21 protein-coding genes are annotated in these 21,540 nt (G+C 72.3%); 13 read left to right on the forward strand and 8 right to left on the reverse strand.

The genetic code is table 11. The annotated features are described in order from the left end of the window. Window positions 1-409 precede the first annotated feature (409 nt). From ACESM1_RS01250 to ACESM1_RS01265, 4 genes are all read right to left on the reverse strand, one after another. Window positions 410-844: a DUF488 family protein gene (locus tag ACESM1_RS01250; RefSeq protein WP_372616967.1), complete on the reverse strand. Its 435-nt coding sequence runs from the start codon at window positions 842-844 to the stop codon at window positions 410-412. Further along, entirely contained in the window at window positions 841-3,165 is a 2,325-nt protein-coding gene (locus ACESM1_RS01255; RefSeq protein WP_372616969.1) for an NADP-dependent malic enzyme, read from the reverse strand. The genes ACESM1_RS01250 and ACESM1_RS01255 overlap by 4 nt, the downstream gene beginning before the upstream one ends. Before the next feature lie 97 nt (window positions 3,166-3,262). Further along, entirely contained in the window at window positions 3,263-3,646 is a 384-nt protein-coding gene (locus ACESM1_RS01260; protein ID WP_372616971.1) for a VOC family protein, read from the reverse strand. A gap of 66 nt (window positions 3,647-3,712) precedes the next feature. Continuing rightward, the gene (locus ACESM1_RS01265) at window positions 3,713-4,333 is read right to left on the reverse strand and encodes a hypothetical protein (protein ID WP_372616972.1); all 621 of its coding nucleotides are present in this window, start codon (window positions 4,331-4,333) and stop codon (window positions 3,713-3,715) included. A gap of 166 nt (window positions 4,334-4,499) precedes the next feature. Here ACESM1_RS01265 and mutS point away from each other — a divergent pair, with 166 nt between their 5' ends. From mutS to ACESM1_RS01280, 3 genes are read left to right on the forward strand one after another with little or no spacing between them, the layout of a single operon-like run. Next, complete coding sequence (mutS, locus tag ACESM1_RS01270) at window positions 4,500-7,184, forward strand: DNA mismatch repair protein MutS (RefSeq protein ID WP_372617323.1); 2,685 nt, start codon at window positions 4,500-4,502, stop codon at window positions 7,182-7,184. Between the two features lie 11 nt (window positions 7,185-7,195). Next, window positions 7,196-9,982 carry a [protein-PII] uridylyltransferase gene (locus ACESM1_RS01275; protein ID WP_372616974.1) on the forward strand — a complete coding sequence of 929 codons (2,787 nt, stop codon included), beginning with the start codon at window positions 7,196-7,198 and terminating at the stop codon, window positions 9,980-9,982. Between the two features lie 48 nt (window positions 9,983-10,030). Then, a complete protein-coding gene (locus tag ACESM1_RS01280; protein ID WP_372616976.1) occupies window positions 10,031-10,351 on the forward strand; it encodes a hypothetical protein in 321 nt (106 codons plus the stop codon). A gap of 6 nt (window positions 10,352-10,357) precedes the next feature. On the opposite strand, the gene ACESM1_RS01285 is transcribed toward ACESM1_RS01280, so the two are convergent. Continuing rightward, a complete protein-coding gene (locus ACESM1_RS01285) occupies window positions 10,358-10,864 on the reverse strand; it encodes a hypothetical protein (RefSeq protein ID WP_372616978.1) in 507 nt (168 codons plus the stop codon). A gap of 180 nt (window positions 10,865-11,044) precedes the next feature. On the opposite strand from ACESM1_RS01285, the gene ACESM1_RS01290 reads away from it, so the two are divergent. Beyond that, a complete protein-coding gene (locus ACESM1_RS01290) occupies window positions 11,045-11,827 on the forward strand; it encodes an NYN domain-containing protein (RefSeq protein WP_372616979.1) in 783 nt (260 codons plus the stop codon). A 6-nt stretch (window positions 11,828-11,833) separates the two neighbouring features. On the opposite strand, the gene hrcA is transcribed toward ACESM1_RS01290, so the two are convergent. After that, window positions 11,834-12,925, reverse strand: a complete 1,092-nt coding sequence (gene hrcA / locus ACESM1_RS01295) for a heat-inducible transcriptional repressor HrcA (protein ID WP_372616981.1) — start codon at window positions 12,923-12,925, stop codon at window positions 11,834-11,836. A gap of 163 nt (window positions 12,926-13,088) precedes the next feature. On the opposite strand from hrcA, the gene ACESM1_RS01300 reads away from it, so the two are divergent. The 6 genes from ACESM1_RS01300 to ACESM1_RS01325 all read left to right on the forward strand — a co-directional run bounded on the left by ACESM1_RS01300 (window position 13,089) and on the right by ACESM1_RS01325 (window position 17,542). After that, the gene (locus ACESM1_RS01300) at window positions 13,089-13,736 is read left to right on the forward strand and encodes a lytic transglycosylase domain-containing protein (RefSeq protein ID WP_372616982.1); all 648 of its coding nucleotides are present in this window, start codon (window positions 13,089-13,091) and stop codon (window positions 13,734-13,736) included. Between the two features lie 81 nt (window positions 13,737-13,817). Continuing rightward, window positions 13,818-14,570: a ribonuclease PH gene (gene rph / locus ACESM1_RS01305; protein WP_372616984.1), complete on the forward strand. Its 753-nt coding sequence runs from the start codon at window positions 13,818-13,820 to the stop codon at window positions 14,568-14,570. After that, a complete protein-coding gene (locus tag ACESM1_RS01310; RefSeq protein WP_372616985.1) occupies window positions 14,567-15,193 on the forward strand; it encodes a non-canonical purine NTP pyrophosphatase in 627 nt (208 codons plus the stop codon). Before rph ends, ACESM1_RS01310 begins: the two co-directional genes overlap by 4 nt. A 54-nt stretch (window positions 15,194-15,247) precedes the next feature. Continuing rightward, window positions 15,248-16,492 (forward strand): PQQ-dependent sugar dehydrogenase, encoded by a 1,245-nt coding sequence (locus ACESM1_RS01315; protein ID WP_372616987.1) that lies wholly within the window; start codon window positions 15,248-15,250, stop codon window positions 16,490-16,492. Further along, window positions 16,489-17,226, forward strand: coding sequence for a hypothetical protein (locus tag ACESM1_RS01320; RefSeq protein ID WP_372616989.1), 738 nt, complete (start codon window positions 16,489-16,491; stop codon window positions 17,224-17,226). The genes ACESM1_RS01315 and ACESM1_RS01320 overlap by 4 nt, the downstream gene beginning before the upstream one ends. Before the next feature lie 94 nt (window positions 17,227-17,320). Beyond that, window positions 17,321-17,542, forward strand: coding sequence for a hypothetical protein (locus ACESM1_RS01325; RefSeq protein ID WP_372616991.1), 222 nt, complete (start codon window positions 17,321-17,323; stop codon window positions 17,540-17,542). A gap of 3 nt (window positions 17,543-17,545) precedes the next feature. Here the strand turns inward: ACESM1_RS01325 and ACESM1_RS01330 are convergent, their stop codons facing one another. Together ACESM1_RS01330 and ACESM1_RS01335 are read right to left on the reverse strand one after the other, a co-directional pair. Next, the gene (locus tag ACESM1_RS01330; RefSeq protein WP_372616993.1) at window positions 17,546-17,938 is read right to left on the reverse strand and encodes an MAPEG family protein; all 393 of its coding nucleotides are present in this window, start codon (window positions 17,936-17,938) and stop codon (window positions 17,546-17,548) included. Then, window positions 17,938-18,411: a YbaK/EbsC family protein gene (locus ACESM1_RS01335; protein WP_372616994.1), complete on the reverse strand. Its 474-nt coding sequence runs from the start codon at window positions 18,409-18,411 to the stop codon at window positions 17,938-17,940. Before ACESM1_RS01335 ends, ACESM1_RS01330 begins: the two co-directional genes overlap by 1 nt. Before the next feature lie 19 nt (window positions 18,412-18,430). Between ACESM1_RS01335 and hemW the strand changes: the two genes are divergently transcribed. The 3 genes from hemW to ACESM1_RS01350 are packed head-to-tail and all read left to right on the forward strand — an operon-like array spanning window position 18,431 to window position 21,539. Continuing rightward, entirely contained in the window at window positions 18,431-19,582 is a 1,152-nt protein-coding gene (gene hemW / locus ACESM1_RS01340) for a radical SAM family heme chaperone HemW (protein WP_372616995.1), read from the forward strand. A 26-nt stretch (window positions 19,583-19,608) separates the two neighbouring features. Continuing rightward, window positions 19,609-20,607 carry a polysaccharide pyruvyl transferase family protein gene (locus ACESM1_RS01345; protein ID WP_372616997.1) on the forward strand — a complete coding sequence of 333 codons (999 nt, stop codon included), beginning with the start codon at window positions 19,609-19,611 and terminating at the stop codon, window positions 20,605-20,607. After that, window positions 20,604-21,539, forward strand: coding sequence for a hypothetical protein (locus ACESM1_RS01350; RefSeq protein ID WP_372616999.1), 936 nt, complete (start codon window positions 20,604-20,606; stop codon window positions 21,537-21,539). Before ACESM1_RS01345 ends, ACESM1_RS01350 begins: the two co-directional genes overlap by 4 nt. Window position 21,540 lies beyond the last annotated feature (1 nt).

The following is a 21,540-nucleotide window of genomic DNA, read 5'->3' on the forward strand; positions in this document are numbered from 1 at the left end:
AATTTCATGCGACGACGTGGCGGGATCAAGACATCGTTTCGCGCTTTCCCTGGCACGCGGCGCATGGCTGGCGCGTTGGGAACGCCATAGGCCGGATCGGCAACCACGCGGCGCCATGCGCCGGAGAGAGGAGTCTTGCCCCGAAAATGCCCCGCGCAGGTCAACGCTGCGTCAACACCTCCACCGCAGGATGAGACGACGTGGCCGGGCGCGGAACGGCGCCCGATCGCCAGGATGGCCATCGCCCTTCCCACCAATGGTTCGCCCCATGCATGAGATTCGCATCCAGATCGCGAAGCGCTTGACCAGCCTGGTTGCCGCCCTTCGCCGGCGCCTGACCTACCGCCCGGAACGGCGCTTCATGCGCGGATGACGCAACTCGGGCCGGGCGCCCACCCCTGACGGCGCCTCAGGGCGCCAGGTGACGGACGGGCAGGCCGATGGCTTCCGCCACCAGCGTCCGGTGGCAGCGCGCCGGATCGGCTTCGAGGCAGAGCAGGCAGAGGCGCTCGTGCCGCGCCCGCTCGCGCAGCCCGGCCAGCGCGGCCTGCGGCTCCACGCCCGCGAGGTGGGCGGCGAAGACGCGCCGCATGACCTCCGGCCGGCCGCTGCGCGCCGCCTCCCGTCCCGCGGCCGGAGTGCCGAGCGCCGGCAGATGCTCATAGCAGATCCCAGCCTCCGCCAGCGCCGCCGACAGCGCCCGCTTGGCGAAGCCGGGCTTCCGGCTGTTCGCCAGCGCGCGCACATCCACCACCCGCGCCACGCCCGCCGCACGCAGCGCGGCCACCAGCGTGGCGGGCGTCGCGGTCTCGTAGCCGATCGTCGCGACCTCGCCTGGCGTCACTTCGGGATCGCCGCATGCGCCGCGAGGCAGGCGATGTCCAGGATCTGGTTCACCCCGGCATCCATCCCCACGATCTGCACCGGCGCCGACAGCCCGATCAGCAGCGGCCCGATGGTCTGCGCGCTGGTCAGGCGCGGGATCGCCTTGGAGAGGATGTGCGCGGCGTGCAGCCCCGGCATCACCAGCACATTCGCCGCGCCGGTCAGCCGCGAGAACGGATAGAGCTGCCGCCGCAGCGCCGGATCGAGCGCCACGTCGGCGGCCATCTCGCCATCGTATTCGAAATCCACCCCGCGCGCGTCCAGCAGCTTCACCGCGTCGCGGATGTTGGTCGGGATGCTGCCCTTCGGATCGCCGAAGGTGGAGAAGGACAGGAAGGCCACGCGCGGCTCATGCCCCAGGCTGCGCGCCGCACCGGCGGCCTTGATCGCGATCTCGGCCAGCGTCGCGGCATCGGGGCGCTCATGGATCGCGGTGTCGGCCACCAGCACCGTGCCGGACCGCCGCGCCAGCATCAGCGTCAGCCCGAACAGCACCGTCTCGGGCTGCGGGTCGATCACCATCCGCACGCCTTCCAGCGCGGCGGCATAGCTGCGCGTGACGCCGGTGACCATCGCATCCGCATCGCCGCAGGCGACCATGCAGGCGGCGAAGACGTTGCGGTCCTGGTTCACCAGGCGCTGGCAGTCGCGCAGCAGGAAGCCCTCGCGCTGCCGCTTGGCGTAGAGCCATTCCGCATAGGCGCGGTTCTTCTCCGACAGGCGCGCATTGTCGATCTCGATCCCCTCCGGCAGCGGGATGCCGAGCGAGGCGACGGTGGCGTTGATCAGGTCCTCGCGGCCGACCAGCACCGGCGTGCCATAGCCCGCTTGGCGGAAGGCGATGGCGGCGCGGATCACCTTCTCCTCCTCGCCTTCCGCGAACACCACGCGGCGCGGATTGGCGCGCACGCGCTCGGCGATCGCCTCCATCGCGCTGGCCGTCGCATCCAGCCGCCCGGCCAGGTCGCGCGCATAGCGGTGCAGGTCGGTGATCGGCTTGCGCGCCACGCCGCTGTCCATCGCCGCCTTCGCCACCGCCGGCGGGATGCGGCTGATCAGGCGCGGGTCGAAGGCGTTGGGGATGATGTATTCCGGCCCGAAGCGCAGCGAGGTGCCGGCGCCGGCGCCGGCCACCTCCTCCGGCACGTCCTCGCGCGCCAGCATCGCCAGCGCCTCGGCCGCGGCCACCTTCATCGCATCGTTGATGGTGCTGGCGCGCACGTCGAGCGCGCCGCGGAAGATGAAGGGGAAGCCGAGGACGTTGTTGACCTGATTCGGATAGTCGCTCCGCCCCGTCGCCACGATGCAGTCCGGCCGCACCGCGCGCGCCTCGTCCGGCGTGATCTCCGGATCGGGGTTGGCCATGGCGAAGATGATCGGGTGCGCGGCCATGCTGCGCACCATCTCGGGCGTCACCGCGCCCTTCACCGACAGGCCCATGAAGCAGTCGGCCCCTTCCAGCGCCTGGCCCAGCGTGCGCGCCGCGGTCTCCGTCGCATGCGCGGACTTCCACTGGTTCATCCCCTCGGTCCGGCCGCGGTGGATGACGCCCTTGGTGTCCACCAGGATGACGTTGTGCGGGCGGATGCCCATCGCCTTCACCAACTCCGCGCACGCGACCGCCGCCGCGCCGGCGCCGTTGATGACGAGCTTCACTTCCTTCAGGTCGCGATTGGTCAGGTGGCAGGCATTGATCAGCCCGGCGGCGGCGACGATCGCCGTGCCGTGCTGGTCGTCGTGAAAGACCGGGATGTCCATCAGCTCGCGCAGGCGCTGCTCGATGACGAAGCACTCCGGCGCCTTGATGTCTTCCAGGTTGATGCCGCCGAAGCTCGGCCCGAGGTAGCGCACCGCGTTGACGAACTCGTCCACATCCTCAGTGCCGACGCAGAGATCGATGGAATCGACATCGGCGAAGCGCTTGAACAGCGCCGCCTTGCCTTCCATCACCGGCTTCGACGCCAGCGCGCCCAGGTTGCCCAACCCCAGCACCGCCGTGCCGTTGCTGATCACCGCAACGAAATTGCCCTTCGAGGTGTAGTCATACGCCAGCGACGGATCGCGATGGATGTGCAGGCAGGGCTCCGCCACGCCCGGGCTGTAGGCGAGCGACAGATCGCGCGCAGTGGTCAGCGGCTTGGTCAGGCGGATCTCGAGCTTGCCCGGCCGGCCCTCCGCATGCATCGCCAGCGCTTCTTCGCCGGTGATGCGGGCAGTGCGGGTGTCGCCCAGCCCCTCGGCCGCGAGGCCCTCGGACAATGTCTTTCGCGCGTCGTCCATGGTCCAGCCATTCTCCCCAACCGACCACACTTATGCGACCCCGGCGCGCGCGACGGAAGCCAGCCGCTTCGCAACTGCGTTGTGCGCCTGTCCTCGCCTAGGCCGCGAAGGTCAGCTCCACCGCGACACCGGCGGGGTCGGTGAGAAAGATCTGGTGCAGCGGGAAGCCGGGCACCGGCGCCTCGCGCGAGGCAATGCCGAGCCGCGCCAGCCGCCCGCGTGTCTCCTCCAGCCCATCGGCACGCAGCGCGATATGGCCGAAGGTGCCGGCATCGCCGGCGGGCAGGGGCGCGCCATCGGGCAGCCGGGCGGCGATGTGGACCACCGCGCGCGCCCCGGCCCAGAACCAGATGCCCGGGAAGTCGAAATCCGGCCGCGGTCCCTCGGCGAGGCCCACCACCTCGCCCCAGAAGCGGCGCATCGCCGGCAGGTCTTCCGGACGGCAGCGGATATTGACGTGGTCGAGCCCACTGACCGGCATGGTGCGCTCCTCCCTTTGCGCCAGCCTGACAGGCGCGGGGCCGGCGCGTCCAGCGCCGTGCGGGGTTCAGATGCTGAATGCATAGTTCACCGCGAGGATTGCCGCCGCTCCGGCCAGGATCGAGAGCAGCCGGATCAGGATGATCAGCCGCACATCGCCGAAGCCGATCTCCCGCCCATGCGGCGTGCGCTGCGGCGGCTCGGCCGAGAAGGCCACCCGGCCCGGCCCGTGCGAGCCCAGCCCCATCACCAGGTGGGGCTTGCCCGCCCGCCGCCACAGCCAGGCCGGCCAGGCCAGCGTGGCGAAGGCGAGCCGCCCGCATGCCCGCAGCCAGAACAGGGCGCGGGAATTGCGGTGCAGGTGCAGCACGATCCAGGGATGGCGGAGATCGGCCAGCACGGTGACCAGCTCCGCCTTCTGCGCCGCGCCGCCGATGATCACATGGGCGACCGCGATGTCCTTCGCCCAGCCCGGCACCGCCACCGGCAACCAGAAGAACACCACGTCGAACATGGTGTGGAAGACGACCACATAGGTCCGCAGCAGCCCCGCCAGGACCACCGCGACCGGCAGCTGCGCCAGGTCGAGCACCAGCCGCGCTACCGAGACGGCCGCCATCAGCATCGCGATCCAGGAGAAGGCGCCGCCCCGCTGGTGCGATAGCTCGGCGGCAGGCGCGGACGGCACATTCTTCGGCTCATTCCGGAAAGGTGCGCAGTAGAGGGATGTGCGGCGAACCTGTCCAGGCGAGCGGATGCTTCGCAGCGTGCGCCGCAGGCGGTAGTCAGGCCGGGTGACAGACGGCCCCGCATCCGCCCCGCGCGACTGGATCCCGCTTGCCGAAGGCGACCGCATCCCGCGCGCCGAAGGCGCGACCCCCGCGCTCGCCCAATGGTTCGCCGCCAAGGCCGCGCATCCGGACGCGCTGCTGTTCTTCCGCATGGGCGACTTCTTCGAGCTGTTCTTCGCCGACGCCGAGGACGCCTCGACGATCCTCGACATCGCCGTCAGCCATCGCGGCGAGCATCGCGGCCAGCCGGTGCCGATGGCCGGCGTGCCGGCCCATGCCGTGGATGCCTACCTCGCCCGCCTGATCCGCGCCGGCCGCCGTGTCGCGATCTGCGACCAGATGGAGACGCCGGAGGAGGCCAAGCGCCGCAAGGCGCCCACCATCCGCCGCGAGGTCGTCCGCGTCGTCACGCCCGCGACGGTCACCGAGGACGGGTTGCTGGAAGCCGGACGCCAGGCCTGGCTGCTTGCGCTCGCCGAGACAGGCGAGGGCCTCGGCGCCGCCTGGCTCGACATCTCCACCGGCGCCTTCGCCACCGCCGCCCTGCCGCGCGCGGAACTCGGCGCGTTGCTCGCCCGGCTGGAACCGGCCGAGGCGGTGGTCGCGCCCGAACTCGCCGAGGATCCCGAACTCGCGCACCGGCTCGCCGGCCGCATCGCGCCGCGCCTGGTGCCGCGCGACCCCGCGCGCACGCTGCACGAGGCCTATGGCGTCGTCACCCTGGACGGCTTCGGCCGCTTCGCCGAGCCCGAGCTTGCCGCCGCCGCCCTGGCGCTCTCCTATGTGCGGGAGACGCAGGCCGGCGCCCTGCCGCGGCTCGACCCGCCGCGCCCGCAGTCGGATGCCGCCGGCGTACTGGCGCTGGATGCCGCCACCCGCCGCAGCCTGGAAATTCTCCGGGATCAGCGCGGCGGGTCGGAGGCTACGCTTCTCGCTGCGGTGGACCGCACGCTGACCGCGGCCGGCGCGCGCGAGCTGGCCTCGCGCCTCGCCGCGCCGCTGGCGGATGCGGAGCAGATCGCCGCGCGGCACGATGCGGTCGCCTTCCTGCTCGGCGATGCGGAGACGCGGCAGGCGATCCGTGCGGCGCTGAAGGGTGCGCCCGACATGGCGCGCGCGCTCGCCCGTTTGGCGCTGGACCGCTTCGCCCCGCGCGACCTTGGCGCGCTGCGGGTGGGCCTCGACCTCGCGGCGCAGATCGTCGCCGCGCTGGAAGCGCCGGCGCTGCCGATCCCGCCGCTGGTGCGCGAAGCCGCCACGGCGCTGCGGCTCGACCCCGCCCTCGCCGCCGAGCTGGCGCGCGCGCTGGCGGAGAAGCTGCCGGCGCGGCTCGACGATGGCGGCATCATCGCCCCCGGCTACGACGGCGAGCTGGATGCCCTGCGGCGCCTGCGCGATGGCGGGCGGGAGGCGATCGCGGCCTTGCAGTTGGATCTCGCCCAGGCCTGGGGCGTGGCCAGCCTGAAGATCCGACACCACCAGCAATTCGGCTTCCTGGCCGAGGTGCCCACCGCAGCCGGCGAGAAGCTTCTCCGGGATCCGCCATCCGGAGCCACCGGGCAGCTTGCGGCCATCCATCGCCAGACCATGGCGAACGCCGTACGCTTCACCTGCGCCGCGCTGGCGGAGCTCGACCGCAAGGTGGCCGAGGCCGGCCAGCACGCCGCCGCCCGCGAACGCGCCTGCGTCGCGCATCTGCGCCGGATGCTGCTCGACGCCGGCGCACCCGTCGCCGAGGCGGCGCGGGCGATGGCGGAGCTCGACGTCCACGCCGCCGCCGCCACGCTCGCCACCGAGGGCGGCTGGTGCCGCCCGGAGATCACCGAGCGCGCCGAGTTCCGCGTCGTCGCCGGCCGCCACCCGGTGGTGGAGGCGGCACTCCGCAAGGCTCGCGGCCCGGCCTTCGTGCCCAACGATTGCGACCTCTCCCCCGGCCGCCGGCTGTGCCTGCTGACGGGCCCGAACATGGCCGGCAAGTCCACCTGGCTGCGCCAGAACGCGCTGCTGGTCGTCCTCGCCCAGGCCGGCCTCTTCGTGCCGGCGGCCGAGGCGCGGCTCGGCCTGGTGGACCGGCTGTTCAGCCGGGTCGGCGGCGGCGACGACATCGCCGGCGGCCGCTCCACCTTCATGGTCGAGATGGCCGAGACCGCCGCCATCCTCAACGGCGCCACCGCGCGATCGCTGGTGGTTCTCGACGAGGTCGGCCGCGGCACCGCCACCTGGGACGGGCTCGCCATCGCCTGGGCGGTGCTGGAGGCGCTGCACGACCGCATCCGCTGCCGCGCCATCTTCGCGACGCACTTCCACGAGCTCACTCAGCTCGCCGGCCGCCTGCCCGAACTCCGCCTCGCCCAGATGAAGGTGCGCGACTGGCGCGGCGAGGTGGTGTTCCAGCACCTGGTGGGCGACGGCGCGGCCGAGCGCTCCTGGGGCGTGCATGTCGCCCGGCTCGCCGGCGTGCCGCGCCCGGTGCTGGCGCGCGCCGCACAGGTGCTCTCGGCGCTGGAGGCGCGCGCCCGCGCGGGCGGGCCGGATGCGCTGGCGGAGGAACTGCCGTTGTTCGCTACGCCCGGCCAGCCGCCGGCCCCCACCTCTGCCCTGCACGCGGCGGTGGCGGAGCTGGACCCCGATGCCCTTTCACCGCGAGAGGCGCAGGAAGCGCTTTACCGGCTGAAGTCACTGTCAACATCAGATACCGCAGCGCAACACGACGAGACTGTTGCCGCGGCGCGCAAGTCGTTATCGTGACATCGATGCCGATGTTCCTCGCGCACGCGCCCGACGCGGCCGGCTCACCCTCGGGGGAGACGCCGGAAGTCCTGCCCGACCTGATCGCCGCGCTGCTCGATGGCGAACGCCCGGTCGCGCGTGAGGAGGCGCTCGCCCAACTCCGCCGCCAGCTCGGTCGCATCCAGGGCAAGGTCCAGCGCGCCTTCGAGGCCCATGAGCTTTCCGGCCTCGCCGCCGCACGATGGCTCGCCGCGCTGACGGATGGCTTGGTCGGCGCGATCCACGGCTACACCATGGCCGTGGTTCCGCCGGGCCCGGGTGATGCGAAGACCGAGCCGCCCTTCGCCCTGATCGCCACCGGCGGTTATGGCCGCGGCGTGCTGGCGCCCTATTCCGACATCGACCTGCTGTTCCTCTCCGATGCGCCGCTCGGTCCGCAGGGGCGCCGCGCCGTGGAGTTCCTGCTCTACCTGCTCTGGGATCTCGGCCTGAAGGTCGGCCACGCCACCCGCACGGTGGACGAATGCATCGAGGATGCGAAGGGCGACGTCACCATCCAGACGGCGCTGATCGACGCCCGCTGGATCGCCGGCGAGCGCCCGGTGTTCGAGCGCTTCGATGCCGCCTTCGCCGCCTTCCGCAAGCAGTCCGGACTGGCCGCCTTCCTCGCCGCCAAGCGCGCCGAACGCGCCGCGCGCCACGCCCGCTACGGCGAGAGCCCCTTCCTGGTGGAGCCGCATGTCAAGGAGGGCCGTGGCGGGCTGCGCGACCTGCAGACGCTCTACTGGCTGGCGCGCCATGCCTTCGGCGTGCAGCGCATGCCCGAACTCGTCGGCCCCGCCAGCCCCGGCGGCGGCCTGCTGACGCCGCAGGAGGCGCGCGCCATTCGCCGCGCCTGGAACTTCCTCTGGACCGTCCGCTTCCACCTTCACTACGTCACCGGCCGCGCCGAGGAACGCCTCACCTTCGACCTCCAGCCGGTGGTCGGCGCCCGCATGGGCTACACCCGCCACGGCGTGCAGGACGGTGTCGAGCGGTTCATGAAGCACCTGTTCCTGACGGCGCGCGACGTGGTGCGCCTCACCCGCCTGCTGGAGCCCGCACTCGAACGCGCCGCCCTCGGCCCGCCGGCGGTGCTGCCCGCGGGGGATGCGGCACTCGCCCAGGCCGGCGTCGCGCTGGCCGATGGCAAGGTGCTGATCGCGCCCGACCGCAACGTCGCCGAGGATCCCGCGGTGATGCTGCGCCTGGTGCGCGCCGCCCGCGACCGGGGCCTCGAGATCCATCCGCTGGCGCATCGCGCGCTGGTGCGCAATGCGCGCTACGCGGTGAAGCTGCGCGACGACAAGGCGGCCAACGCGCTGTTCATCGATATCCTTTCCGGTCGCGATTCCGCGCGGTGGATGCGCACGTTGAACGAGGTCGGCTTCCTCTCCCGCTTCATCCCGGAGTGGGCGCGCATCGTCGGACTGATGCAGTTCGACACCTATCACGTCTTCACCGTCGAGGAGCACACGATCGAGGCGATCGGCGTGCTCGGCCAGCTGGAGCGCGGCGAGCTGGCGGAGGTCGCGCCCGTTGCCTCGGAGCTGGTGGGCCAGGTGCAGTCGCGCCGTGCGCTCTACGTCGCGGTGCTGCTGCACGACATTGCAAAGGGCCGCGGCGGCGACCATTCGGAGCTGGGTGCGGAAATCGCGCTCGATCTCTGTCCGCGCTTCGGCCTGACGCCGGAGGAGACCGAGACCGTCTCCTGGCTGGTTCTGAACCACCTGCTGGTCAGCCAGACCGCCTTCAAGCGCGACATCGACGACCCCAAGACGATCCTCGACATCGCCGAGACGGTGCAATCGCCCGAACGCCTGCGCCTGCTGCTGGTCCTCACGGTCGCCGACATGCGCGCCGTTGGACCCAAGGTGTGGAATGGCTGGAAGGCGACGCTGCTGCGCGAGCTCTACTGGCGCGTCGCCGAGGTGCTGGCCGGCGGGCTCTCCGTGCCGGAGCGCGACACCCGCGTGGCGCGCGCCCGCGCCGCCGCCGCCGCGATGCTCTCCGACCGGCCGAAGGAGGAGGTGGATCACTTCCTCGCCCTCGGCTACCCCGGCTACTGGCTCTCCTTCGACCCCGAGACGCATGCGCGCCACGCCCACATGATCCACGAGGCGGAGAGCGAGGGCGCGCCGCTGACGGTGCGCACGCGGGTGATCGAGGCGCGCGCGGTGACCGAGGTGACGGTCTATTGCGCCGACCATCCCGGCCTGTTCAGCAAGATCGCCGGCGCGCTGGCGGTGGCCGGTGCCTCCATCGTGGATGCGCGCATCCACACCATGACCAACGGCATGGCGCTCGACACCTTCTGGGTGCAGGACGCCGCCGGCGGCGTGTTCGACGCGCCGCACCGGCTGGCTCGGCTGGCGGTGCTGATCGAGCAGTCGCTGTCCGGCCGCCTCCGGCTGGACGCCGAGATCGGCAAGCTGCGCCGCGAGCCGGCCCGGTTGCGCGCCGTGCAGATCCCGCCGCGCGTGGTGATCGACAACCACGCCTCCAACTCGCACACGGTGATCGAGGTGAACGGCCGCGACCGCCCGGGCCTGCTGCACGACGTGACGGCGGCGATCAGCGAGCAGGGGCTGCAGATCGGCTCGGCGCACATCACGACCTACGGGGTGCGCGCGGTGGACGTGTTCTACGTCAAGGACGTGTTCGGCCTGAAGGTCGAGAACGAGCGCAAGCTCGCGACGCTGCGCAAGGCGCTGGTGGCGGCACTTGGCGGCGCCGAGGCGCCGTCCGCGGAGGAGGCGGCGCTCCGCGCCGTGTGAACGCCGGCTATCCGCGCGCGTTGGTCCCGCGTGACGGAGGACCGACGCATGGCGCAGGACGAGAAGGGCCGCAAGGGCGGCGCATCCACCGGAAGCGAGGCGAAGACAGCGCGGCCGACCAGCGTCGGGCCCCATCATGTCCGGGACAAGCAGGAGGATCCGGGCAATCCCGGCATCCGGCCCGAGGAGGGCTATGGCGCCGAGATCGCGCGCAACGACGAGGCGGCGCGGCAAGGCCCGGGCGGCGGCCCCATCGCGCCGTCACCCAAGACCGAGACTGCGGACGAGTCTGGCGGCACGGAGGAGATGCTGCGCAAGGCGGGCGCGCCGCGCAGCACGCCGCCACTGACCGGCACGACGAAGGAGTAGCTTCGCCTACCTCTCGCGGAACGAAAGCGACATCATGGTGACGGCGGGGTCGAGGCAGTCCCGCATCTCGCGCGGAAACTCCATCCACAGCGTGGCGACGGTGCCGTCCCGCGCCAGCAGGGTGCGCCGGTAGAAGATGCGGCCGACCATGTAGCCGCTGATGACGAACCAGTTGTCGCGGATGCGGCGATAGGTGATCTCGCCGCCCGCGTTCTCCACCACGTCGCCTTCCGCCTCGCGCAGCAGCGCGCGAAGGGTGCGTCCCTCAAGGTTCGGCGCGGCGTTGACGACTGCCGTGGCGCGGCGGTCCTCCGTCCAGAAGCGCGCGCTGTCACCCTCGGCCGGCACGCTCTGCGGATCGAGGCGGAAGACCGAGGGATAGTCGAAGCCGAAGCGCGCATTGCGGTAGCTTCGGCGTTCCCAGTCCTCGGGGGCCGCGCATCCGGCGGCGAGCGCCGACGACACACCGGGCAAGATGAAGACGGCCAGCGCACCGGCTCGGACCAGATGCATCGCGTGGCTCCGACAGTTGGTTGGCAGCCCCGCACAACGCAACGCAGCTGGGTTGGGCACGCGACTTTCCGCACTGCGAACAGCCACCGGGCGGTGCGGAGCCGTTCCGTTGCGCCGCGTGCTCGACTAGACTTGCTGCGCGGCGCGCAATCGGCCGCGCCGGGATCGGGGACGAACCGCGTGACAGACGAAGCTCCAGCCTCCGCCCGGCTCGCCATCCTGATCGACGCCGACAACGCGCAGCCCTCGGCGGTGGAGGGCGTCCTCGCCGAGGTCGCGCGCTACGGCATCGCCTTCATCCGCCGCGCCTATGGCGACTGGACGACGCCGAATCTCGGCGGCTGGAAATCGGCGCTTCTGGACCATTCCATCCAGCCCATGCAGCAGTTTCGCTACACCGTCGGCAAGAACGCGACGGACAGCGCGATGATCATCGACGCGATGGACCTGCTGCACTCGAAGCGCCTCGACGGCTTCTGCCTAGTGTCGAGCGACAGCGACTTCACCGGCCTCGCGCGGCGCATCCGGGAGGAAGGGCAGTTGGTCGTCGGCTTCGGCGAGAAGAAGACCCCGCGCCCCTTCGTCGCCGCCTGCGACCGCTTCGTCTATACGGAGCTTCTGGTCCGCAAGCCGGCGCAGGCCGAGGCGCCGCGCGAGAAGACGGCCAAGCGCCTGACGGACGATGCACATCTCGTGGATCTACTCACCGCCGCAGTGGATGCTGCGTCCGACGAAACCGGCTGGGCCCGGCTCGGCACTGTGGGCAGCAAGGTCGCGCAGCAGGCGCCGGAATTCGATTCCCGCTCCTGGGGCTTCGCCAAGCTCAGCGGCCTGATCGGGGCCATGCCGATCTTCGAAGTCGAGGAGCGCCGCAACGCCGACGGCACCTCCCGCACGCCCTATGTCCGGCGCAGGCCGCAGGCCGCCGGAACGAAGGGCGTGAAGGGCGCGGGCCGCGCCTGATGCCGACTACCCCAGCAACCGCCCGATGACGCGGGCGGTGTAGTCCACCACCGGCACGATCTTCCCGTAGTTGATCCGCGTCGGCCCCACCACGCCGATCGCACCCACGATCCGCTGGTCCTGGGCGTTGCGGAAGGGCGCGACGACCATGGAGAGGCCCGCGCTGTCGAACAGGCCGCTCTCGGCGCCGATGAAGATCTGCACGCCCTCGCCGCGCTGCGCGAGGTCAAGCAGGCGCAGCATCGTCTCCTGCGTCTCCAGCCGGTCGAACAGCGACTGGATCTCCTGCACGCGGTGCAGCTGGTCCAGGTTCTGCAACAGCTTCGCCTGGCCGCGCAGGATCAGCGTGCCGCCGACACCGCCGGACCAGGTGGCCAGCCCCGCCTCGATCACCTGCTGCGTCAACTCGTCCAGCGCGGTCTTGTGCGCGGCGATCTCGGCCTGCACGGCGCCCCGCGCCTCGTCCAGCGTGCGGCCGGACAGGCGGGCGTTGAGGTAGTTGCTCGCCTGCACCAGCGCGGAGGGCGGCAGGCCGGGCGGCACCTCGATGACGCGGTTCTCCACCTGGCCATCGGCGGTCACCAGCACCACCAGCGCGCGGCCGGGGCCGAGGGCGACGAATTCGATGTGCCGCAGCGGCGCCTCGCTCTTCGGCGCCACCACCAGCCCGGCGGCGCCCGCCAGGCCCGAAAGCATCTGGCCCGCCTCGGCCAGCGTGTCCTGCAGGGAACGGCCGCCGGCGGCGCAGCGGGCGGCGATGGCGTCGCGCTCCTCCTCCGGCAGGGCGCCGAATTGCAGCAGGCCGTCCACGAACAGGCGCAGGCCCCGCTCGGTCGGCAGGCGGCCGGCGGAGGTGTGCGGCGCGAACAGCAGCCCGGCATCCTCGAGGTCGGCCATCACGTTGCGGATGGTCGCCGGCGAGAGCGCCTGCGGCAGGCGGCGGGAGAGCGTGCGGCTGCCCACCGGCTCGCCGGTCGCGACGTACAGCTCCACCAGCTCGCGCAGGATCGCGGCGCTGCGATCATCGATGCCGGGCGGCAGGGCAGTACCACCCCCTGGGCCACCCCCGAGCGGCAGGGCGGCGGCGGAAAGACTCACGGCCGCTACCCTGGTGGGGCGCGGCGGCCGGTGCATCGGACCCATGGTCGTGTGTCCCGGACGTCTTGCTTGGAGTGGAACAGTAGGGAAACGGCGGCATCCCGGTCAACCTCGCGCATCGCTGCTGGACGACAGGAACGCGGCACCGCAGGGTGCGCGAGCCATGCGCCGCCTCCTGCTCCTCGCCCTGCTGATCCTCGCGGCGCCAGTGGCGGCCAAGGCCCGGGCGGAGACGCCGGCCGATCCCTGGACGGCCTGTACGCGCGCAATCGCCACCGCAGAGCGCGGCGCCGGCATCCCCGAAGGCCTGCTGCTGGCGATCGCACGCGTCGAAAGCGGGCGGCCCGCCCCGCGGGGCGGCGTCGCACCCTGGCCGTTCGCGATCAACGCCGACGGCTCTGGCCGCTTCCCGGAAAGCAGGGCCGCCGCCGTCGCCGAGGTGGAAGCGCTGCGGGCGCGGGGCATCCGCTCGATGGATGTCGGCTGCATGCAGGTGAACCTGTTCCATCATCCGGACGCCTTCCCGGACCTCGGCGCCGCCTTCGATCCCGCGCGCAACGTCGCCTATGCCGTGCGCTTCCTGCGGGAGCTGCGCGCACGCACGGGCAACTGGGCCGAGGCGATCGCGCAGTATCATTCGACCGAGCCGGGCAGGGGGCTTGCCTACCATTCGCGGGTGCGGGTGGCGCTGGTGGCCTCCGGCACGCTGCTCTCGGCGCCGGCCGGGCTGCGCGGGCTCTGCGCGCCGGGGCGGCGGCCCTCGGTGCTGGTGGCGCCGAACGGCAGGCCACGGGTGGTCTGCCGCGCCTGACGCAATGATAGCCGACGAAGTGGATCGCGGCGCCCCCAAGCCGACGCTGGACGCCGCCCCGCGCGGGGGGTACGGGGCGCCATGATCGACTCCCCCGCCGGCTCCAAAGCCCCCTTGTACCGCCCCTCCGGCCGCACCGCCGATGCGCTGCGCGAGGTCTCGCTGACGCCGAAGGCCTCGCGCCATGCGGAGGGCTCCTGCCTCATCCGTTTCGGCATGACGGAGGTGCTCTGCACCGCCAGTGTCGAGGGCAAGGTGCCGCCCTTCCTGCGCAACTCCGGCCAGGGCTGGGTCACGGCCGAGTACGGCATGCTGCCGCGCGCCACCCACACCCGCAGCGACCGCGAGGCCGCGCGGGGCAAGCAATCCGGCCGCACCCAGGAAATCCAGCGCCTGATCGGCCGATCCTTGCGCGCCGTGACGGACCTCAAGGCGATGGGCGAGATGACCGTCACGCTCGATTGCGACGTGCTGACCGCCGATGGCGGCACGCGCACCGCCTCCATCACCGGTGCCTGGGTCGCGCTGCACCTGGCCTTCGAGCATTGCATGGCGAAGAACATCCTCAAGAAGAACCCGCTGCGCGACCAGGTGGCGGCGATCTCCTGCGGCATCTGGAACGGCACGCCGGTGCTCGACCTCGACTATGAGGAGGACAGCAAGGCGGAAACCGACGGCAACTTCGTCCTCACCGGCACCGGCGGCGTGGTGGAGGTGCAGGCGACGGCAGAGGGCGCGCCGTTCAGCGAAGCCGAGCTGACGGCGCTGCTCGGCCTGGCGCGCAAGGGCACGGACGAGCTGTTCGCGAAGCAGCGCGAGGCAATCGGGAAGTGAGCCACCGGCTGCTCACCGACCCGAAGATCGTGCTGGCGACGCACAATGCCGGCAAGGTGCGGGAAGTGGCGGAACTGCTGGCGCCGTGGAAGCTGGACGTCGTCAGCGCCGGATCGCTCGGCCTGCCGGAGCCGGCCGAGACGGAGGAGAGCTTCCTCGGCAATGCCCGCATCAAGGCCCTGGACGCGGCACGCGTCGCCGGCCTGCCGGCGCTGGCCGATGACAGCGGCTTCTCGGTCGCCGCGCTCGATGGCGCGCCCGGCGTGCGCACCGCCGACTGGGCGGAGACCCGCCAGGGAGACAAGATCGTCCGCGACTACGCGCTGGCGATGAGCAAGGTCGAGGAGCTGGCACGGCATGCCACGGACCGTCGCGCCTGGTTCTCCTGTGCGCTGGTCCTCGCCTGGCCGGACGGCCACAGCGAGGGCTTTCTCGGCGAGGCGCATGGCCACTGGGTCTGGCCGCCACGCGGGACCAACGGCTTCGGCTACGATCCGATGTTCGTCCCCGACGGCCATGCCCAGACCTTCGGCGAGATGACACCCACGGCAAAGCACGCGATCAGCCATCGCGCCGCCGCCTTCGCGCAATTCGCCGCCGCCTGCCTGCCGCCGCCTTCTTGAGATAGGCCGCCGCACGCCGCTACTGTCGCGGCAGAGGCGCGGGGGATTTTCGCCATGCGGGCGATGCGGACATTGCTGCTGGGGGTCGCGCTGCTCTGGGCAGGCGCGCCGCGCGCCGAACCCCTGACCAGCGACGCCGTGCCACCGGCCGCCACCGGCGTGCGCGTCACCGTGATCGCCGAGGGTATCGCCCGCCCCTGGGCGCTGGCCTTCCTGCCGGACGGGACGATGCTGGTGGCGGAACGACGCGGCCGGCTGCTGCTGGTGCGCGACGGCCAGGTGGATCCCCGGCCCATCGAGGGCCTGCCGCCGATCTACGTCGCCGGCTCCGCCGAACATCTCGCCGGCATGGCCGACCTGGTGCTGCACCCCGATTTCGCGCGCAACCGCACCATCTTCTTCAGCTACGCGCATGGCACGCCGGAGCGCAACCAGACACGGCTGGCCCGCGCCGTGCTGGATGGCCACCGATTGCGCGACCTGCGGGTAATCTTCTCGGCCGAGCCGGAGAAGGTCAGCTACGGCGCCTTCGGCAGCCGGATCGCCTTCCTGCCGGATGGCACGCTGCTGTTCACGGTCGGTGACGGCGGCGATGTGCCGGTCGGCCCGGATGGCCGCATGCCGCAGGAGAATGCGCAGGATCTCTCCACCCACATGGGCAAGGTGGTCCGCATCAACGAGGACGGCAGCGTCCCGCGCGACAATCCTTTTCTCGGGCGCGTCGCGCCGCAGGCGCGCGGAGAAGGTGTCCCGCAGGCGCGCGGAGAAGGTGCGCCGCAGGCGCGCGGCGAACGCGGGGCGAGGGGGGAAATCTATGCGCTCGGCAGCCGCAACAGCCAGGGGCTGGCCTGGGATCCGATCCGCCGCACCGCCTGGTTCACCGACCACGGCGCGCGCGGCGGCGACGAACTGAACCGGCTGGAGGCAGGCCGCAACTATGGCTGGCCTGTCGTCACCCACAGCCGGCAGTACGATCCCGATGCACGCATCGGCACCGGCACCGCCGCGCCCGGCATGACCGATCCGGTGATCGTCTGGACCCAGGCCACCGCGCCCTCCGGCCTGCTGGTCTATACCGGCGATCGCTTTCCCGCCTGGCGCGGCGACCTCCTCTCCGGCGGGCTGATGAGCAAGGATGTGCGGCGCATCCGCCTCGATGCCCGTGGCCGCGTGCTGGGGGAGGAGACGATCCCGGTCGGCGAACGCGTCCGCGACGTGCGGCAGGGGCCGGACGGCTACATCTACCTGCTGACGGACCGCTACCGCGCCGGCCGCATCCTGCGGTTGGAGCCGGAGTGAGAACCATCCTGCGCCGCACGCTTCCCCTCCTGCTGCTGGCCGCACTGGCGCGGCCGGCAGAGGCGGCGGAGGCAGGCGCGCTGCACAGCGCGGCGGGCGTCGTGCCGCGCGACTCGGCGGCCACCGGCGCGGTGGTCTGGGTGCACCCATTCGCGCGGGAATTGCCCGCGCCCGATGCGCCGGCCTTCGCCGAGAGGCTGGTCGCCGCCGGCTGGGACCTGTGGCGCTTCGACCGCGCCGGCGGGCCCGATCCGCTGGCCGAGGGCGCGGCGCGGCTGGCCGCCGGCACGGCGGCGCTGCGGGCGCGCGGCTATCGGCGGGTCGTGCTGCTCGGCGAGAGCCGCGGCGCCTTCATCATGCTGGTGGCGCTACGCTACCCGAACCTCGCCGACGCGCTGGTGCTGGCCGCGCCGGCCGCGCATGGCCGCAGGCCGGAGCGCCGCCCGCAGGCGCTCGCCGATTTCGCCGCTGCGCTGGAGGCCGCCGATCGCCTCGCGCCGGCGCGCCTGGCGCTGTTCCTGTTCGATGACGATCCCTGGGATCCCGATCCATCCGCGCGCGCCGCGCTGTTCCGCGCCGCCGCCATCCGCCTCGGCCGCCCCGCGCTGGTGGTGGACCGCCCGCCGGCGCCGACCGGCCATGGCGGGCTGCAGGAGCCGGACTTCGACCGGCTGTTCGGCACCTGCCTCGCCGCCTTCCTCGATCCGGCCGGGCCGACCGCCGCCTGCCGCTGAAGCACCGCGACCACGTGCCCGTCTCCTGGCGCGTCGAACCGGGGCGGGGCAGCGGGCGTTCGCATCCTTCCATCAGCGAAGGTGACGCGACGTCATGGCCCGCAAGCAGCCCGATATCCGCCGAGACCAGGGCAAGACCGGCGAGGACACCACCGGTACCGCCACCGGCGCGAAGGGCCAGCCGCCCGGCGGCGAGAAGGATGCGCGCGGCCTGACGCGCGAGGGCACCGGCTTCGGCAAGGAGCCCGAGGGCGGCAAGCCGACCGATGCGGGCAGCGGCCCCTGGGCCGTGCACCCCGAGCCCAAGGGCGACTGACCGCTACATCAGGATAGCGGCGCTGAGGCCCAGCAGCGCCGCGGCGGCAACCCCGATCACCGTGAAGGTCAGGCTGGTGCCGGCCACGCGCCAGCGGAAGTTCTCCGGCTCGCGTGCGATCCCGGTGGCATGCGCGATGCGGCCCGCCACCAGCACCACGCCGAGCGCATGCAGCGCCCAATCCGGCAGGCCGTTGATCTCGCACAAGACCAGCAGCAGCACCGCGAACGGCACGTATTCGGAGAAATTGCCATGGGCGCGTGCCGCCCGCTCCACCAGCCGGTGCGAGGTGCCGAGGGCGACGCGGTATTGCCGCCGCGCCTTGATCACTCGCGTTGCCAGCCAGACGAAGTAGAGCGCGAGAACGCCACCGTAGAGCGCGGTGACCGGCAGCATCACGCGCTCTCCTTCACATCGGCCCGCGTGCCGCCCGAGAGACGCAGCAGCTCCGCCGGCGTCGTCGCGAAGACATGCCGGGGCGAGCCGGCAGCGGCCCACACCCGCTCGAAGCGGAACAGGTCCTCATCCACCAGAACCGGCGGCGGCGAGATGTGGCCGAGCGGTGCGACGCCGCCGATGGCGAAGCCGGTGACGTCCCGCACCCAGCTCCCATCCGCGCGTTTCACGTGAAACCCTGTCGCCGCGGCGACCTTGGCCATGTCCACCCGGTTGGCGCCCGAGGCGATGACCAGCACCGCGCGCTCGCCTCCACGCAGGACGATGGATTTGGCGATCTGCGCCACCTCGCAGCCCACCGCCGCGGCGGCTTCCGCCGCGCTGCGGGTGCCTTCGGGGAAGGCCTGCACCGTGTCGCCATGCCCGGCAGCCAGCAGCGCCGCGCGCACCCGTTCGACAGAACCTCCCGACACGCCCATATCCCTCCGCACGATGGAACCGCTGGCCCTCTACATCCACTGGCCCTTCTGCGCCGCCAAGTGCCCCTATTGCGACTTCAACAGCCATGTGCGGGAAACGGTGGACCACGCCGCCTTCGCCGCCGCGCTGCGGACGGAGCTGGCGCGGGAGGCAGCGCGCACCGGCCGCCGGAAGCTGGCCTCAATCTTCTTCGGCGGCGGCACGCCCAGCCTGATGCGCCCCGACACCGCCGCCGCGCTGATCGAGGACGCGGCCCGCCTGTTCGATCCTCTCCCTGACCTGGAGATCACCCTGGAGGCCAACCCCACCAGCGTCGAGCGCGAAAAGCTGCGCGACTTTCGCGCAGCCGGCGTGAATCGCGCCTCGCTCGGCGTGCAGGCGCTCGATCCTTCGGCCTTGGAGTTCCTCGGCAGGAAACATGATACGCCAGAAGCGATCCGGGCGCTGGAGTTTGCACGGGAAATCTTCCCGCGCCTGTCCTTCGACCTGATCTATGCCCGCCCCGGGCAGCAGGAGGCCACCTGGCGCGCCGAGCTGCGCCGCGCGCTCGCGCTGGCGGCCGACCATCTCTCGCTCTACCAGCTCACCATCGAGCCCGGCACGCAATTCGCCACCCTGCACGGCCGCGGCGCCTTCGCCCTGCCGGACGGCGAGGAGGCCGCGCGCCTCTATCTCGCCACCGCGGAGGAAGCGGCGCGCTTCGGGCTGCTGCGCTACGAGATCTCCAACTACGCCAAGCCGGGCGCGGAGAGCCGGCACAACCTCGCCTATTGGCGCTATGGCGACTACATCGGCATCGGCGCCGGCGCGCATCAGCGCATCACGCTGGACGACGGCACGCTGCTCGCCGCCCGCCGCCACCGCGCGCCGGAGGAATGGCTCGCCCGCGTGCAGCGCGACGGCCATGCCATCACCGAGGAGGAAGCCCTCTCCCCCCAGGACCGCGCGCGGGAAGCGCTGCTGATGGGCCTGCGCCTCGCCGAAGGCGTGGACCCCGCCCGCATCGCGCTCCGCAGCGGCCTTTCCTTCGAGGACAGCGTGGACACGCGCATGCTGGACACGCTGGCCGGGGAAGGCCTGCTCGCCTGGCGTCATGGCCGCCTGGCCGCGACACCCGACGGGCTGCTGCGGCTCGATGCGCTGCTGCCGCTGCTGTTGCGCTGACGACACGGCTGCGCTTGCCTGACGCCATGACCCGCACGGTCTTTCTCGGCGCCTATGGCCACGGCAACCTCGGCGACGAGCTCTGCCTGATGGAGGCGATGCGCGCCTTCCCCGCGGCCGAGAGCTTCGCCCACTCGGCCGATCCCGACTGGACCATGCGCTGCGTCCCCGGCCTTGCCGGCTGCTTCGAGCGCCTGCCGGACCTGCTCCGCCTGAAGCCCACGCGCATCGTCTATGGCGGCGGCATGTTCGGCATCGCCGAGGCGTTCCGCGCCTGGATGCCCTGGCTCGCCCGCGCCGCCGCCGAGGGCGCGGAGATCCATTTCCACAACCTCGGCATGGCTCGCATCAAGAACGATCTGGACTGGGTGGATGCGGATGCACGACGGGTGATCAGCGGCGCCGCCTCCTTCACCGTGCGCGACTACGTCTCCTTCGAGATGGCCGCCGAGGCCGGGCTCGGCCGCATGCCGCGCATCACCTTCTACCCGGAAGCCGACATCCCCGCCGAGGCCGGGCTTGCCGAGGCATTGCTGCCGCGCGGGCGCCGGCTGCTCGGCCTTTCGATCATCCCGCTGCCGCTCATGCGCGACTGCCTGCGGCACGACGCGGCGCGGGTGCGCGCGCTGCTCGCGCCCTTCGCCGACCACGCGGTGGTGCCGGTCGCCAGCACCGTGCATCGCGCGGTAGATGAGGAGGACGACATCGCCGGCATTGCCGCCTTCCTCGCCGATTTCCTGCCGGAGGCGGAGATCGCCGCGCCGATCCTGCTCGATCGCGCGCATTGGCGGGCGGAGCTGACGCCGGCGCGGCTCAAGGGGATCATCGCGCGCTGCGATGTGCTGGTGACACAGCGCAAGCACAACGCGATCCACGCCATCGGCAGCGGCGTGCGCGTGCTGGGCCTGCATCCGATGGAGGATGACAGCCTGCGCCGCACCTTCGTCGCGCTGTCGCACCGCCTGCCGCCGGGCTCCCGCTGTGTCGGGCTGGAGACGCCGCCGGCCGAGCGGACCGCAGCGTGAGGACGCTGCTGCTCACCGAGGCGCCGTTCCGCGACCTCGCCTCCCGCGCCATCCTCGCCGAGGCGGCGGAAGCGGTGCCGCATGCGCCGCCGCTGCTGCTTGCCACCCGCGCCCAGCGCGTGCCGGCCGGCTTCCTGCCGGTGGCGCCTGGCGAGGTGCCGGCCGGTATCCGCCAGGTGCTGCTGACCGGCATCTTCCTCGACCGCGGCCAGCTGGAGGTGGCGCTCGCCACCGCCGCCGCCGCCATCGCGGGCGGAGCGCGGCTGCTGGTGCACAATCTGGCGCTGGAAGGCGAGGCGGCGCGCGCTGAGGCGCCCGCGGGGGCGGCGGTGCTGGACCACGCGGCCGGGCTCGGCCTGCGCGACCACCGCACCGCGAACATCCTGACGCTCTGGCGCGTCGCGGCGCCGCTCCGCCTGCTCGGCTATCCCGAACGGCTGGTGCCGCCCGATGACGCGCTGGCGGCGAAGCTCCCACCGGGCCCGATCCTCGGCTTGGCGATCCGCGGGGGCGAGGAGATGCGCCGGTCCTGGCGTCCGCGGCTGCCGACCATCGCGCGCATCCTGTCGCTGGCGGGCGGCTGGGCGGTCCTCGCCCTGCCGACGCGCCTGCCCGGCGGGCCGGATGACGACCTGGTGGCGGCCCGCGAGATCGTTGCGGCAGCGCTGCCGGGCGCGGCCCTGCTGCTGCCGGAGCTCGCCGATCCGGTGGTCTGGCGGCGGCAGCTGACGCCGGCGCGGTTCAAGGCGCTGGTCGGGCGCTGCCGCATGGTGGTCACCAACCGCGACTTGGTCGCGGCCCTCGCGACGGCGTCGGGCGTGCCGGTACTCGGCCTGGCGCTGGGCGCCGATCGCCGCATCGTCTCCTGCCTCGCCACCGTGGCGAACGAGTTGCCGCCCGGCTCCGCCCTTCTGCACCCGGCCGCCGGCTGAA

The sequence above is a fragment of the Falsiroseomonas sp. genome (genome assembly GCF_041690465.1).
Taxonomy (GTDB): Bacteria; Pseudomonadota; Alphaproteobacteria; order Acetobacterales; family Acetobacteraceae; genus Falsiroseomonas.

What these genes read in the sequence shown, in the direction of transcription:
- ACESM1_RS01255 (WP_372616969.1), bottom strand. Translation starts at nt 3,165, where the DNA reads ATGGACGACGCGCGAAAGACATTGTCCGAGGGCCTCGCGGCCGAGGGG.
- ACESM1_RS01260 (WP_372616971.1), bottom strand. Translation starts at nt 3,646, where the DNA reads ATGCCGGTCAGTGGGCTCGACCACGTCAATATCCGCTGCCGTCCGGAA.
- ACESM1_RS01275 (WP_372616974.1), top strand. Translation starts at nt 7,196, where the DNA reads ATGTTCCTCGCGCACGCGCCCGACGCGGCCGGCTCACCCTCGGGGGAG.
- ACESM1_RS01280 (WP_372616976.1), top strand. Translation starts at nt 10,031, where the DNA reads ATGGCGCAGGACGAGAAGGGCCGCAAGGGCGGCGCATCCACCGGAAGC.
- ACESM1_RS01285 (WP_372616978.1), bottom strand. Translation starts at nt 10,864, where the DNA reads ATGCATCTGGTCCGAGCCGGTGCGCTGGCCGTCTTCATCTTGCCCGGT.
- ACESM1_RS01300 (WP_372616982.1), top strand. Translation starts at nt 13,089, where the DNA reads ATGCGCCGCCTCCTGCTCCTCGCCCTGCTGATCCTCGCGGCGCCAGTG.
- rph (WP_372616984.1), top strand. Translation starts at nt 13,818, where the DNA reads ATGATCGACTCCCCCGCCGGCTCCAAAGCCCCCTTGTACCGCCCCTCC.
- ACESM1_RS01315 (WP_372616987.1), top strand. Translation starts at nt 15,248, where the DNA reads ATGCGGGCGATGCGGACATTGCTGCTGGGGGTCGCGCTGCTCTGGGCA.
- ACESM1_RS01325 (WP_372616991.1), top strand. Translation starts at nt 17,321, where the DNA reads ATGGCCCGCAAGCAGCCCGATATCCGCCGAGACCAGGGCAAGACCGGC.
- ACESM1_RS01330 (WP_372616993.1), bottom strand. Translation starts at nt 17,938, where the DNA reads ATGCTGCCGGTCACCGCGCTCTACGGTGGCGTTCTCGCGCTCTACTTC.
- hemW (WP_372616995.1), top strand. Translation starts at nt 18,431, where the DNA reads ATGGAACCGCTGGCCCTCTACATCCACTGGCCCTTCTGCGCCGCCAAG.
- ACESM1_RS01345 (WP_372616997.1), top strand. Translation starts at nt 19,609, where the DNA reads ATGACCCGCACGGTCTTTCTCGGCGCCTATGGCCACGGCAACCTCGGC.